The following is a 12,484-nucleotide window of genomic DNA, read 5'->3' as shown; positions in this document are numbered from 1 at the left end:
CGCACAGCTTTATCGTTAGGTGCCAATAGGAATAGCAGATGCAGCATAAATACTATCCACCAACGTACCAGGAAAATCAGTTTCATTGTATTTATTGCAATGTTTTCGCTCGCCAATCCTGGTTCAGTCTTTATACCCATATGCATAGTAATGCTCGTGGCACCGATTTCGAGGCATCGGTATGTAGTCATTGTGGCGAACATACTTATTGGTACCAACAAAGAATGATCGTGCCATCTGATTCGCCAGTCCCACCTTCGCACCCAGATTTACCTGAGTCCTGTGAAGCTGAATACGAAGAGGCTAGATCTGTTTTTGGTCGTTCCCCTAGAGCTGCAGCTGCTCTATTGCGGTTAGCTGTTCAGAAATTAATGGCCGAACTTGGGCAAAGCGGAGAAAACATCAACAATGATATAAAGTCTTTGGTGGCAAGCGGGTTGCCAATTCAGGTTCAGAAAGCACTAGACTTTTGCCGGGTAGTCGGCAACAACGCAGTACATCCTGGTGAAATAGATCTGAATGACACTCCAGATATCGCACAAAATCTTTTTAGTATGATTAACTTTATCGTCGAAGATCGCATTACGCGGCCGAAAGAAATTGATGAGTTATATTCTCAACTGCCAGAAGGTGCAAGAGATGCGGTGCAAAAAAGGGATGGCGACGATAATGAAAAAGAAAGCACCTAACCAAGCGCCCCAGCCGACGTTGTAGTTCCCCCGCTTTAGTGGACACCTTCTGATAACTCAGGAGGTGTGAAAATGGCAAGATACACGCAACCCAGAAAGACCTGGCAATATACAAACGATTTCAAAGTTAAGGCGGTACGGCTTAGCTACCAGGAAGGAATTCAAGTCAAGCAAGTGGCTGAAGGGCTGGATATTCATCCTTTCATGTTGTCACGCTGGCGAATGGAATACCGCGACGGAAAACTACAAGAGGATGGCCGGAAACGCGTGCGAGTGGACAAAGAGAAAACGACGATTAATCTACAGGATTTATCAGAGATTGATCGACTAAAACGGGATAACGAGCGCCTGAGAAAGGAGAACGATCTCCTAAAAAAGTGGCAACGGTATCTGGCGGAACAACATCAGAACGATTTGGATTCGTCCAAAGATACCGGGAAATCGGAGTGAGGTTTCTATGCCACTGGCTGGGCGTCTCCACCAGTGGCCTTTATGCTTGGGAGAAACGCAAGCCTCGCAGCGCCACCAGGAAGATCAACAGCTCCTGAAGCATATATCGCGCATCTATTGGCGAAGCGAGGGTCGCTACGGGAGCCCCCGGGTCCATCAAGCCCTGCGACAACAGGGGGTATTGGTGGGCCGGAAGCGGGTAGAAAGGCTAATGCGAGGGCAGGTTTGAGGGCCAGGGTGACGCTGGTCACGCGCCGTCAGCCAGGACTGATGCGCTTCAAGACGGCAGGCGAGAATTTATTGAAAGGCCTGGAAGCGCCCACGGCTATCAATCAGGTCTGGGTGGCGGATGTGACGTATTTGAAAGTCAATCAGCAATGGCGCTATCTTGCTACCGTCATGGATCGATATTCGCGACGGATAATAGGCTGGTCACTGGCAGCCACGCGCACGACAAAGCTCACTCAAGCCGCCCTGGCATATGCGCTGAAGAAACGAGGGCGTCCAAGCAACATCATTCTACATACTGACAGAGGAATTGAGTTTACCGGATATGAGTTCCGAGATCTGATGAAACAGCATGGCATTCGCCAGAGCTTCAACCGTCCGGGGCGCTGTACGGACAACGCGCACATGGAGTCGTTTTATCATAGTCTCAAAGGGGAGCTTGTTCGTGGCTCGGTATATAGACGGACAAGCACATTGCGCAGATCCCTGTCCCGATACATCAATCGGTTTTACAATGCGGTGAGGTTGCACTCGGGTTTGGGCTACCTGTCGCCGATAGAGTATGAACAAAAAACAGCGTGACAAACCGGGTGTCCATTTTATCGGGGGAATATCACGCAAACTACACTGCGCTTTGATCTAGCACCACTTTGGTAGACAGTTTACCACTGTACTACTGAAGAGGGTCAAATGGGAAAAGTCATCAAGAAGAAGTACGACCGCTATACACTGGAATACAAGCTGCGAGCGATTCAGCTGGCAGACCACCCCGATATCACTGCCATTGCCGTTGCCGAATCGCTGGGGATACACCCCGTCATGTTGTATCGTTGGCGCCTGGAGAAAAAGAACGGTACCTTGCGGAGTGGATATTCAGTGAAAAAGAAATCGACAACGAAAACCAAGCCTGCGCGGGAACCAGGGGCCAACCTTGAGGCAGAGGCGGAACTCGTCAAGGCGCAGAAACGGATCAAGGAACTAGAAAAGTCACTGGCTGCAAATCAGGAGGAGCTGGATATCCTAAAAAAAGCCAAGCGGTTCTTCTCGAAAGCAAAGAAGTGAAATTTACCTTCATTGAGAAGAATCGCGATTTTCATAAAGTCTCAACACTCTGTCGGTTATTGGGCGTTTCACGTAGTGGTTTCTATGCCTGGCGCGAACGCCCTATAAGCGAGCATCGTCAATACGACAAGCAGCTGATGAAGCTAATCAAGGAGCTACACCAGGGCCTTCGTCGTTGCTATGGTGCGGCCCGAATGCATCAGGAACTGCGCCGGAGAGGCTATAGCTGTAGCCGTAGGCGCGTTAATCGACTCATGCGAGAAATGGACATCAAGGCGGCGACAACAGGACTGTATGTCTGGCGGCCAGGGCAACATGAATTTTATTCCTCAACCGGTAATCAGCTCGCGAAGATGGAAGCACCAATGCGGGCTGGTGAGCAATGGGTCGGTGACTTCACCTATCTGCGCACACGCTCAGGCTGGCTCTATCATGCCGTGGTGCTCGATCTGTTTACCCGCAAGGTTGTCGGCTGGTCATTCAGCAAGAAGCGTAATACCGAGCTCACGAAAAGCGCGTTACGAATGGCGTTGTTGAGAAACCAACCAAAATCGGGCTGTCTGTTCCACTCTGATCAGGGGATAGAATATGCCGCGCATGAGTTCCGAGATATGCTGACGGAGTCAGGCTTCAATCGCAGCATGAGTCGTAAAGGTAATCCGTTGGATAACGCCGCGATGGAATCTTTCTTTCATTCCATGAAAGCAGAGCTCATTCACCAGCGCACCTTCGAGAATGAAATCGAAGCTGTGGCTTACGTCGTGGAATATATCGAATTTTATAACCGTGAAAGATTGCACTCATCACTTGGCTATCAATCACCAGAGAAATATGAAAAACTCGGCGCTTAATGTGTCCACTAAAGTGGTGCTAGATCACTTCGTTTGCGCCGCACAGCTTTATCGTTATGTGTAACAACAAGAGAGAGGTTTGAGAAATGAAGAGTATTACTAATTTATTCTTATTTTTTGTCGTTTGGCTGCCTATTATTGCGACTGCGAGCGATGATTACAAGATCACAGGGAAGTCAGGGATCATGCATTTCGTGGCTGTAGATGCCACACAAAAAGACAATGAAGATGTCTATCGCCTTGCGGTAGGTAATGCTTGTGCTGGTAAAGCAATATGTCAGGTTCAATTCTGGGTAGGTAGTGCGCCTAGCAAATTCCCATTAACGGATGCACAGGTAGAGTCAAAATTGGTGCAGTGGCAACAGAATCTTAATACCGGGCTCCGCCGTTGGTTAGTGAAATGCAGCTCATCAAATTTATTTTCAAAAGAAAGAGAGTGCATGTAACTGGTCTAGGAGTGCGAAGTGAGCTTGTGCATCGAAGTAACACATAACACGTCGCTCCATCCGACATCGGCGCTGACGCGCCTCCTCGGCTGAGCTAGGCGTTAGAACTCACGAGACCCAAAATAGTGTTGCTTGACAATACTAACGCGATACAATAGTATTCCTCGCTATGATCAAATCGTTCAAGGGCAAGGAAGCTGAGAAGATTTATCAGGGGTGCTATTCGAAGCGGATTCCCAAAGACATTCAACGCCTTGCGGCACGGAAACTGGAAATGCTCGCTGCGGCGAGCGATCTCAAATCATTGAGAATTCCACCGTCCAACCGTCTTGAAAAACTGAAGGGTGACAGGGCAGGTCAATACAGTATACGAATCAACGATCAATGGCGTATCTGCTTTATCTGGAAAGCCGGTGATGCTCATGAGGTGGATATCGTTGATTATCATTAGAGGTGTCAGTCATGGCTAAGAGAGATTTCGATCCCATTCATCCTGGTGAAATTCTGCTTGAGGAATTCTTGCGGCCCATGGGTATATCTCAATACCGCCTTGCAAAAGATATCAGTGTGGCGCAACGCCGTATAAGCGAAATTACCCAAGGCAAGCGGTCTATTACAGCTGATACGGCGTTGCGCCTCGGTCGGTACTTTGGCATGGAGGCGCAGTTTTGGCTCAATCTTCAGTCGCGTTACGATCTTTTGTGTGCAGAAGCGGAGCTCGCCAAACGGCTGGACAAAGAAGTTACGCCCCATGCGGCATAGAAAAGGGTACTAACCAGCCCATCATGCCGACAGGAAGATCGCGCGGCTTATGGGCGACGTTAGCAATCAATAGGAGTTTCGTAGTGGGTTGGTTTTATTTGTTGCTTGCTGGCTTGTTGGAGATCGGCTGGCCCGTTGGGCTTAAGATGGCACAAATTTCAGAGACCCGCTGGACCGGAATTGGTGTTGCTGTTCTGTTCATGGGTATGAGCGGTTTCTTTCTTTTTCTCGCTCAGCGCTCAATCCCCATTGGCACTGCATATGCTGTTTGGACTGGAATTGGCGCGGCAGGCACTTTCTTGGTTGGGGTCATGTATTACGGCGATCCGGCGTCAATTCTTCGTTATCTCGGCGTCGTGCTGATTGTGGCTGGGGTAGCAACATTAAAATTGGCGCATTAAGTGCTAACAAGCTGCTCAAATTCGTTCCGGCCACAAAAGCTGTGGCCTCCACCGGACTCGCTAACGCTCGACGATTAGCGGGGCGTTAGCTGCTATCTATGAACCCGAACAAAGTCGAAAGAACCAAAACCAAGAAGCTTACCGATCTTCCGAACATAGGTCCGGCAATGGCGCAGGTTCTTGAATTGATCGGAATCGGTGTGCCAAAGGATCTGGAAGGCCGTGACGCATGGGAGCTTTATGAAATTCTATGTGAACGCACAGAATCTCGCCAGGACCCATGCGTGCTGGACATATTCATGTCCATAACTGATTACGTCGGCGGAGGTATCCCTAAACCGTGGTGGGCATATACAGAAGAGCGCAAACGCCGTTACGGTAGAATACTCAATGAAGGCCGAAATAAACGAGTACACGGCTAGCAAGTCAGCCAGTCCGGCGTGGGCATTGATGAGCTTTGATTGCGCTACGCAGCTTGAACGTAAGCATTGAAACTTGGTACTTAGTCAAGTGTAGAATTCTTTTAGCCTGTTCCCGATAGGTGTCAGTGATTTTTACACTCATGCAAAAGGCAGACTGCGCAGCCAATAATATTATCCGAAAAACAATAAGCTGAAGTTATGGCATTATTGTTGCTCGGCTGATCACTTAAGAACATTTAATAATTGGAGAAGAAAATGAAAAAAATCGTTTGTCTGTTTGTGTGCCTGTTTGTTGGGACAGCAAATGCAGGATTGATTACAGTTGACTTCCCGAGCAGCACGTCAGCATCGACGGCATCAGCCGGGGAATATTTTTTTCTCACTTCACATTCCGTTCAGGAAACTTTTTCAGGCACTGGGATAAATGGCGTCACCTCACTCGACCTGGCGCTTGAGCTTGATTACAACAGTTTGAACGGCGGTGCGTTTGTTGATTTTGATGTGCTCATTAATTCCGTAACAGTCGGCAGTTTTTCATTCGTTCAGACTGATGCGCTTGGATTATATGATTTCAGTTACAGTTTTCCGGAAATCATAGGGTCAGGAACATACGAATTGGCTTTGCAGGTTACCAATAATGTTCCAATTGGCCTTGGGTCCGTTGGGTTTTCCGAAACGAACAGCACTGCTGATCTGACAGGTGATGTTTCTGCGGTTCCGGAACCCGCAAGTATTGCATTGCTCGCGCTCGGGTTGGCTGGAATAGGGTTTTCGAGAAGAAGAAAAGCATCTTAACCAAGTGGCCATATTTAAAAGCCTCGTTCATCAACGGGGCTTTTTTTGCTGAACCAAAAAGCACTCGGACGAATAAAAGCAGCTTCGCTCCTGTTGTCGCATAGCTGCTTTGATTTGCCAATTGAAAATGGATTTTCCCGGCGTTCCCGCCGACTCTCTGCGAGATTTGCGAGGCCCCGGTTGACGCCATTGGCGTACGCCGTGTCGAGTTGCGGGCTTCTGCCTGGTGTCATCGTGACTGCGCCTGGCACTTATGTGGATTTTGTCTGTCGTTTCTGTGCTCCAAAGATGGGGGTCCCAGAAGATCCTGTCATGGCTGCGGCTCATTGCAAGCCCGCGCCGTACGAGTCTGGCAAACCCGGGAAAAACACACTGTTCGCCAGGCAGGTACCCAGGCGTGCTGCCAGCCTTGCATGTGAAGGGAAGGGCGACCGGGGCGTGCTGTATGGAGGTGCCGTAACGTTCATGCCGGCAGAAATCGTTTTCGAAGCCTGACAATGGTTAATCCCGGACGCATGTTCCGCTCACGTCGTTCGCTGCGAATACGTCGATCACGGCTGCTGCCATGCGCAGTCTCTGTAATACGGCGTCCGGCACTCCTTCAATTGCCATCTCCCCCGGCTGTCTGTGCCAGCCGCTGAACGCTGCCGGCCCTGTGCCTTGGCGGCACATGGGAAGGGGACGGCGACCGAATCCTCTCCGGTTGATTTGCATCAGGAAAGCGGGCTGGTATTCCCGTGAAATTCGTTTATGTTTTAGATGCCTGGACGGGTACCACGTCCGGTGCAGGATTTTCCGGATATTTGAGCAAGGAGTGAGTCATGAACACGAAGATGTTGACGATTTCAGCGCTGTCTGCCTCGCTGCTGCTGTCTTCCGGGCTGGCGGTCGCGGCGGATCAGGACCGCGACCAGGTCCGGGACCGGTCCGAGCAGCAGGAGCAGGTCTACGGCAGCCAGCTGATGACCGAGCAGGAGCGCAACGAGTACCGTCAGCGCATGCGCTCGGCCGGTTCCGCCGAGGAGCGCGAGCAGATCCGCCAGGAGCACCATGAGCGCATGAAGATGCGCGCACGGGAACGCGGCGTCACCCTGCCCGACGAGCCGCCTGCCCGCGACAGCGGCAAGGGCATGGGCAAAGGCGACGGCCAGGGCCAGGGCGGCGGTATGGGCCAGGGCAACGGCATGCGCAAGGGTGGCGGTATGGGCCAGGGCGGCGGCATGGGCCAGAACCGCTGATCGCGCCTTTGTCTGACTGCTCGTCCACTGACATGCGTCCGGGGCTGCACCGTCTGACGGTGCGGCCCTTTCGTTGTGTCCGGCCCCGGCGCGCGGGCGCACCTCCGGTGGCATGATTCCCCTGCCGGAGTTGGGGGCCTTTGTCGCCGCCTCGGTCCTGCTCGGTCTGGCGCCGGGACCGGACAACCTGTTCGTCCTCACCCAGTCGGCGTTGTTCGGGGCCCGGGCCGGGCTGCTGGTGGTGCTGGGGTTGTGCACCGGGTTGCTGGTGCATACCGCTCTGGTTGGCCTGGGCGTGGCGGCCCTGCTGCTGGCCTCGCCGCTGGCCTTTGCCCTGCTCCGGCTCGCCGGTGCCCTGTATCTGCTCTACCTTGCCTGGCAGGCCTTTGCTGCCGCGGCTGCGCCGGGCCTGGCAGGCGAGCGTTCCAGCCTGCTCTCCGGGGGGCAGTTGTACCGTCGCGGCATTATCATGAATCTCACCAATCCCAAGGTCTCGCTGTTCTTTCTGGCGTTTCTGCCGCAGTTCGTCGTGCCTGAATACGGCCGGGTGGGGCTGCAGGTGGGGCTGCTCGGGGCGCTGTTCATCGCGGCGACCCTGCTGGTGTTCGGTGCCGTTGCCCTCATGGCCGGGCGGCTGGGCGAGTGGCTGTCGGGATCGGTCCGGACGCAGCGCTGGCTGCACCGGCTGGCCGGGGGCGTCTTCGTGCTGCTGGCGCTGCGGCTGGCATTGCCCACTGGAACGGTCTAGGCTTCAGGGGGTGCAGAGTCAGATCACCTAACCGGGAATAAGGGAGAAACAACAATGAAAGATATCCTTTTCTTCGACAGCATGCTCACCCCCAAGATCATCACCGTGGTTTACTGGCTGTTGCTGCTGGGAGTGCTGATTTCGGGGCTGGGTTTCATGTTCAGCGGCCAGACCGGCGGCTTCCTCGGGGGTATCGCGATGATCGTCGGCGGGGCGATCGGTGCGCGGATCTGGTGCGAACTGCTGATCGTGCTGTTCAAGATCCACGACAACATCAAGCGGGTCGCCCAGAACTGATCTCCTGACCGCGCTCAGTCCGTTACCGCCTGCAGCAGTGCCAGCGGGCCGCTGGACCTGATCCGCTCGAGCTGCCCGGCCTGCATCACGAACAGCGAGCCGGCAAAGCCCAGGGCGTTGACGGAGATGCCGTCGTGGCACTCGCGGGTGCGCGGCACGGCGAGCATCCAGTCGCGGGTCAGCAGCAGGTTGTAGGGGGCGGACTGGCGGGTCTCGTCACCGAGGCTCAGCGCCTCGATGCCGATGGCCTCCAGCAGGGCGATATAGTGGTGATACAGGTCGCCGTTCCCGTGCAAGGCGTCGGGCGCCAGGCGCACGAAGGCATGCGGCAGCGGCAGGGCAGGACAGCGGACGATGCGGCCGGGCGCGTCCGGCCCGTCGAGCAGCGGCGCGATGGGCACGGCCGGGCCGGTCTCGAGCAGCGGCAGGGGGATCCACTGCAGGTGCTTGTGCGTCTGGCTGGCGCCGGCCACCCGGCCGCCGTTGTAGAAGCCCAGTCCGCCCCGTTCGCGCATGCACCAGGCCAGGGCGCTGAAGTCCGCGGGCGTGAGCAGACATTCCTGGTGCTCGAACGCCCGGGTGACGAGCAGGATGTGATGCTCGATCACGTTGAACTTGTTGAAGATGCACAGGTGCCCGTGCCCGACGGCGCCGATGGTGAGATCCGCCTCGGGCGGCAGGAAGGGATTCGACGGTCCGGCATCATTCTGCGTCTGCCGGCGCTCTCTGTCCCTGGCCTTGCGTGCCAGGCTCGATACCTGGCGCACCACCCAGGTGACGCCGTCGCGTTCCAGCAGCGCCTGCTGCGTCTCGATCGGTTGCAGCGCACCGCGCTCGAGCGCATGCCGTTCGCGTTCCAGCAGCCGCGGCCAGAACTCGCCGTGGGCGAGTGCCGCGGTCCCGGGCCTGGTTCTCTCAGGGTGCATGGCGCTAGCCTACTACAGGAACGGTTGACCGCGGCAAGGGGTTGGCCTGGATCAATTGCGGCCATCGCCGCCAACCCTATGCTGTGTCCATGCCTCAACGGATAGAGACCCCCAGGCCGGCAGGGCGGCCTCGGCGGGTGCCGCATCACATCCTGTTCCCGCTGGCGCTGGCTTTCGGCGCGCTTGTGCCGCTGCTGTGGCTGGGTCTCGGCGGCAGCGTCTTCTGGCACGCGCATGAACTCCTGTTCGGCTATGCCATGCTGATGGCGGCGGGATTCCTGGTGACCCGGGCGCGTCCCGCCCTGCTGATCGGTCTGGTCGCCGCCTGGGGCGTGGGCCGATCGGCCGCCCTGGCGCCGGCGTCGGTTGCGGCCATCCCGGCCGGCGTGGCGTTCCCGGCGCTGCTGGCATGGCTGGCCGGCCGGGCCCTGTGGCGGGGCGCCAAGCGGCCGGAGAACCGCATCCTGCCGCTGCTGCTGGTACTGCTGCTGGTGCTGGACGCGCTCTGGTGGCTGGGGGCGGTGCTGCAGCAGCCCCAGCTGCAGCAGCGGGCGCTGCTCGGGACGGTGGATCTGTTCACCCTGATGATGCTGCTGATCGCCGGCCGGGTGCTGCCGGCGGCGCTGGGCGGCTGGCTGGAACGCCGGGGCATCGCCCGGCGCGATCACCGCCGCCGGGCCTGGGAACTGCCCCTGGCGGCGGTGATGGCGGGCCAGTTGCTGGGGGACCTGGCCGGCCTGGAAGGCCTGGCCGGGGCAATGGCCCTGGCGGCGGCGGGCCTGGCGCTGGCCCGGGCGCGCGCCTGGCAGCTGGGCTATACGTGGCGGCGTGCCGACCTGTGGCCGCTGGCGCTGGGGTATCTGTGGCTGCCGGCCGGGCTGGCGCTCAAGGGGCTGGCGCAGATCACCGCTGTGCTGCCGCCCGGCCATGCCCTGCACGCCCTCACAGTGGGGGCGCTGGGGACGATCACCCTGGTGATGTCGGCGCGCACGGCGCGCCTGCAGCGTCACCTTGCGCTGGACGGGCTGCGCCTGCTCGGCCCGGCGGTGGTGCTGGCGGGGCTGGCGGCCCTGGTCCGGCTGGCGGCGCTGCCGGCGACCCCGGCCAGGGCGGCGCTGTTGTGGTCGGGGGCCGGCCTCTGGTGCCTGGCGCTGCTGCTGGGGCTGTGGCTGCAGGGGCAGGCCGCCCGGCGCCGGTGAGCCCGCTTCCCGTCGGGCTTGCGTTTTTGCCTGCGCGCCCGATACTCGCACCCTCATCCTCAGCCCGCGCGACGCATGGAGAACAGCTTGGATCCGGATTTCGATTTCAAGGACATCATCGCCAACGCCAACGATATCGTGATCGTCACCGAGGTCGCGCCGCTGGACGAGCCGGGGCCTCGCATCGTGTATGTGAACCGGGCCTTTACCGATCTCACCGAATACACGCCGGAGGAGGTGCTGGGCAAGTCCCCGCGCATTCTGCAGGGGCCGGATACGGATCCTGCGACCCGCCGGCGCATTCACGAGGCCCTGGCCCGCAACCAGCCGGTGCGCGAGGAGATACTCAACTACAGCAAGTCGGGGCGCAGGTACTGGCTGGACATGAACATCGTGCCCCTGGTCGATCCTGACGGCGGGGTGCGCTATTTCGCCGCCATCGAGCGCGACCTGACCGAGCGGGTGGCGGCCGAGGCGATGAAGGACGAGTTCATCTCCACGGTCAGTCACGAGTTGCGCACCCCCCTAACCGCGCTGCGCGGGGCCATCGGCATGCTCAATCCGCAGGTGATGCCGGAACTGTCTCCACAGGCGCTGGAACTGGTCGATATCGCCCAGCGCAACTGCGCCCGGCTGCTGTATCTGATCAACGACCTGCTGGATATGGAAAAGCTCGCCTCCGGCGGCGTGCCGTACAGCTTCGCGCCCCTGGCCCTGGCCCAGGTCATCCGCACGGCGCTGGATATCAATGCGCCCTATGCCGACCAGCATGAGGTACGGCTGGTGTTTGCGCCGCCGCGGGCGGATCTGCAGGTCATGGCCGACGAACAGCGCCTGCTGCAGGTGCTGGGCAATCTGCTGTCCAACGCGGCCCGTTTCTCCCCGCCCGGCAGCGAGGTGCGGGTGGACCTGCAGCCGCAGGATGATCGGGTGCGGGTCAGCGTCTGCGACGACGGCGAGGGCGTGCCGGAGAGCTTCGTGCCGCGCCTGTTCCAGAAATTCGCCCAGGCGCCGCTACGCTCGGGTGAACGCCGCAGTGGTACCGGTCTGGGACTGGCGATTTCACGCGGCATTATCGAACAACACGGCGGCGAGATCGGCTATTACCCGAACCGGCCGCACGGCAGCTGCTTCTATTTCGTGCTGCCGCGCATCGAGGACCCGGCCGACAGCCGCTGAAACCGTGCTGGTAGAACCCTGGTATGAATGAAGCAATCCTCTCCCGCCCGGGCTGTCGCGAATGCGTCGAGGGCAAGGCACTCGAATTCGACTTCACCATGGCGTTTCAGCCCATCGTCGATCTGCACCAGGGCAGGGTATTCGCCCATGAGGCGCTGGTGCGTGGACTGAATCAGGAACCCGCCGGGCAGATCCTGGCCCGGGTCAACGACCGCAACCGTTACCGCTTCGATCAGACCTGCCGGGTCAAGGCCATCAGCCTGGCCGCGCAACTGGGCCTGGAGGGCATGCTGTCGATCAACTTCCTGCCGCATGCCATCTACCGCCCGGAGACCTGCATCCGGACCACCCTGGATGCCGCGCAGCGTTACGGTTTTCCGCAGGAGCGGATCATCTTCGAGGTGACGGAGGGCGAGCAGGTGCAGGATCACGCCCATCTGATCGGCATCTTCGACGAGTACAAGCGGCTCGGGTTCAGGACCGCGATCGACGACTTCGGCGCCGGTTATTCCGGGCTGAACCTGCTGGCCGAGTTCCAGCCCGACATCGTCAAGCTGGACATGGTCCTGGTGCGCAACATCAACGCCGACAAGGCCCGGCGCGCCATCGTTCGCGGCATTGTCGATGTCTGCCAGGAACTGGAGATCACCCTGGTGGCCGAGGGGATCGAGACGCTGGAGGAGAAGCAGGTGTTGCTGGATCTGGGGATTGCGCTGCAGCAGGGCTTCCTGTACGCCCGGCCGGCGTTCGAAGCGGCGGCCGAATTGTCCGCGGCGGCGTTCGAATAGCCC

16 protein-coding genes and 1 pseudogene are annotated in these 12,484 nt (G+C 57.9%); 16 read left to right on the top strand and 1 reads right to left on the bottom strand.

The features are described 5' to 3' along the window. Positions 1–38: 38 nt before the first annotated feature. From CFK21_RS12355 to CFK21_RS12300, 13 genes and pseudogenes are all read left to right on the top strand, one after another. Positions 39–689 (top strand): DUF4145 domain-containing protein, encoded by a 651-nt coding sequence (locus CFK21_RS12355; RefSeq protein ID WP_096366945.1) that lies wholly within the window; start codon positions 39–41, stop codon positions 687–689. 72 nt (positions 690–761) lie between these two features. Further along, a pseudogene (locus CFK21_RS12350) lies at positions 762–1,949 on the top strand (IS3 family transposase). A 108-nt stretch (positions 1,950–2,057) separates the two neighbouring features. Continuing rightward, positions 2,058–2,429 carry a transposase gene (locus tag CFK21_RS12345; protein ID WP_096366944.1) on the top strand — a complete coding sequence of 124 codons (372 nt, stop codon included), beginning with the start codon at positions 2,058–2,060 and terminating at the stop codon, positions 2,427–2,429. Then, positions 2,426–3,280, top strand: coding sequence for an IS3 family transposase (locus CFK21_RS12340; RefSeq protein WP_157745667.1), 855 nt, complete (start codon positions 2,426–2,428; stop codon positions 3,278–3,280). Before CFK21_RS12345 ends, CFK21_RS12340 begins: the two co-directional genes overlap by 4 nt. A gap of 86 nt (positions 3,281–3,366) precedes the next feature. Then, positions 3,367–3,726 carry a hypothetical protein gene (locus tag CFK21_RS15305; protein ID WP_157745665.1) on the top strand — a complete coding sequence of 120 codons (360 nt, stop codon included), beginning with the start codon at positions 3,367–3,369 and terminating at the stop codon, positions 3,724–3,726. 169 nt (positions 3,727–3,895) lie between these two features. Then, on the top strand, positions 3,896–4,177 hold the full coding sequence (locus CFK21_RS12335; protein ID WP_096366942.1) for a type II toxin-antitoxin system RelE/ParE family toxin: 282 nt from the start codon (positions 3,896–3,898) through the stop codon (positions 4,175–4,177). An 11-nt stretch (positions 4,178–4,188) separates the two neighbouring features. Then, complete coding sequence (locus CFK21_RS12330; protein WP_096367609.1) at positions 4,189–4,488, top strand: HigA family addiction module antitoxin; 300 nt, start codon at positions 4,189–4,191, stop codon at positions 4,486–4,488. A gap of 83 nt (positions 4,489–4,571) precedes the next feature. Next, positions 4,572–4,889 carry a DMT family transporter gene (locus tag CFK21_RS12325; RefSeq protein WP_096366941.1) on the top strand — a complete coding sequence of 106 codons (318 nt, stop codon included), beginning with the start codon at positions 4,572–4,574 and terminating at the stop codon, positions 4,887–4,889. A 98-nt stretch (positions 4,890–4,987) separates the two neighbouring features. Beyond that, the gene (locus CFK21_RS12320; protein ID WP_096366940.1) at positions 4,988–5,311 is read left to right on the top strand and encodes a helix-hairpin-helix domain-containing protein; all 324 of its coding nucleotides are present in this window, start codon (positions 4,988–4,990) and stop codon (positions 5,309–5,311) included. Between the two features lie 255 nt (positions 5,312–5,566). Continuing rightward, positions 5,567–6,106 carry a PEP-CTERM sorting domain-containing protein gene (locus tag CFK21_RS12315; protein WP_096366939.1) on the top strand — a complete coding sequence of 180 codons (540 nt, stop codon included), beginning with the start codon at positions 5,567–5,569 and terminating at the stop codon, positions 6,104–6,106. A gap of 821 nt (positions 6,107–6,927) precedes the next feature. Continuing rightward, the gene (locus CFK21_RS12310; RefSeq protein ID WP_096366938.1) at positions 6,928–7,344 is read left to right on the top strand and encodes a hypothetical protein; all 417 of its coding nucleotides are present in this window, start codon (positions 6,928–6,930) and stop codon (positions 7,342–7,344) included. Positions 7,345–7,456: 112 nt separating this feature from the next. Continuing rightward, a complete protein-coding gene (locus CFK21_RS12305) occupies positions 7,457–8,092 on the top strand; it encodes a LysE family translocator (protein ID WP_096366937.1) in 636 nt (211 codons plus the stop codon). Between the two features lie 54 nt (positions 8,093–8,146). Continuing rightward, complete coding sequence (locus tag CFK21_RS12300) at positions 8,147–8,389, top strand: DUF4282 domain-containing protein (protein ID WP_096366936.1); 243 nt, start codon at positions 8,147–8,149, stop codon at positions 8,387–8,389. A 14-nt stretch (positions 8,390–8,403) separates the two neighbouring features. On the opposite strand, the gene CFK21_RS12295 is transcribed toward CFK21_RS12300, so the two are convergent. Further along, positions 8,404–9,315, bottom strand: coding sequence for an ATP adenylyltransferase family protein (locus CFK21_RS12295; protein ID WP_096366935.1), 912 nt, complete (start codon positions 9,313–9,315; stop codon positions 8,404–8,406). Between the two features lie 137 nt (positions 9,316–9,452). Between CFK21_RS12295 and CFK21_RS12290 the strand changes: the two genes are divergently transcribed. From CFK21_RS12290 to CFK21_RS12280, 3 genes are all read left to right on the top strand, one after another. After that, the gene (locus CFK21_RS12290) at positions 9,453–10,514 is read left to right on the top strand and encodes an NnrS family protein (RefSeq protein WP_157745661.1); all 1,062 of its coding nucleotides are present in this window, start codon (positions 9,453–9,455) and stop codon (positions 10,512–10,514) included. A gap of 75 nt (positions 10,515–10,589) precedes the next feature. Continuing rightward, on the top strand, positions 10,590–11,693 hold the full coding sequence (locus CFK21_RS12285; RefSeq protein WP_096366933.1) for a PAS domain-containing sensor histidine kinase: 1,104 nt from the start codon (positions 10,590–10,592) through the stop codon (positions 11,691–11,693). 23 nt (positions 11,694–11,716) lie between these two features. Beyond that, complete coding sequence (locus CFK21_RS12280; protein WP_096366932.1) at positions 11,717–12,481, top strand: EAL domain-containing protein; 765 nt, start codon at positions 11,717–11,719, stop codon at positions 12,479–12,481. The last annotated feature ends 3 nt before the right edge of the window (positions 12,482–12,484 follow it).

This window comes from Thiohalobacter thiocyanaticus (genome assembly GCF_002356355.1).
Lineage (GTDB): Bacteria > Pseudomonadota > Gammaproteobacteria > Thiohalobacterales > Thiohalobacteraceae > Thiohalobacter > Thiohalobacter thiocyanaticus_A.
This window is presented reverse-complemented; position numbering and strand designations above follow the sequence as displayed.

Bases quoted from the DNA above. Each gene is read 5' to 3' on its own strand.
- CFK21_RS12355 (WP_096366945.1), top strand. From the start codon at position 39: ATGCAGCATAAATACTATCCACCAACGTACCAGGAAAATCAGTTTCAT.
- CFK21_RS12345 (WP_096366944.1), top strand. From the start codon at position 2,058: ATGGGAAAAGTCATCAAGAAGAAGTACGACCGCTATACACTGGAATAC.
- CFK21_RS15305 (WP_157745665.1), top strand. From the start codon at position 3,367: ATGAAGAGTATTACTAATTTATTCTTATTTTTTGTCGTTTGGCTGCCT.
- CFK21_RS12335 (WP_096366942.1), top strand. From the start codon at position 3,896: ATGATCAAATCGTTCAAGGGCAAGGAAGCTGAGAAGATTTATCAGGGG.
- CFK21_RS12330 (WP_096367609.1), top strand. From the start codon at position 4,189: ATGGCTAAGAGAGATTTCGATCCCATTCATCCTGGTGAAATTCTGCTT.
- CFK21_RS12320 (WP_096366940.1), top strand. From the start codon at position 4,988: ATGAACCCGAACAAAGTCGAAAGAACCAAAACCAAGAAGCTTACCGAT.
- CFK21_RS12315 (WP_096366939.1), top strand. From the start codon at position 5,567: ATGAAAAAAATCGTTTGTCTGTTTGTGTGCCTGTTTGTTGGGACAGCA.
- CFK21_RS12310 (WP_096366938.1), top strand. From the start codon at position 6,928: ATGAACACGAAGATGTTGACGATTTCAGCGCTGTCTGCCTCGCTGCTG.
- CFK21_RS12305 (WP_096366937.1), top strand. From the start codon at position 7,457: ATGATTCCCCTGCCGGAGTTGGGGGCCTTTGTCGCCGCCTCGGTCCTG.
- CFK21_RS12300 (WP_096366936.1), top strand. From the start codon at position 8,147: ATGAAAGATATCCTTTTCTTCGACAGCATGCTCACCCCCAAGATCATC.
- CFK21_RS12295 (WP_096366935.1), bottom strand. From the start codon at position 9,315: ATGCACCCTGAGAGAACCAGGCCCGGGACCGCGGCACTCGCCCACGGC.
- CFK21_RS12285 (WP_096366933.1), top strand. From the start codon at position 10,590: ATGGAGAACAGCTTGGATCCGGATTTCGATTTCAAGGACATCATCGCC.
- CFK21_RS12280 (WP_096366932.1), top strand. From the start codon at position 11,717: ATGAATGAAGCAATCCTCTCCCGCCCGGGCTGTCGCGAATGCGTCGAG.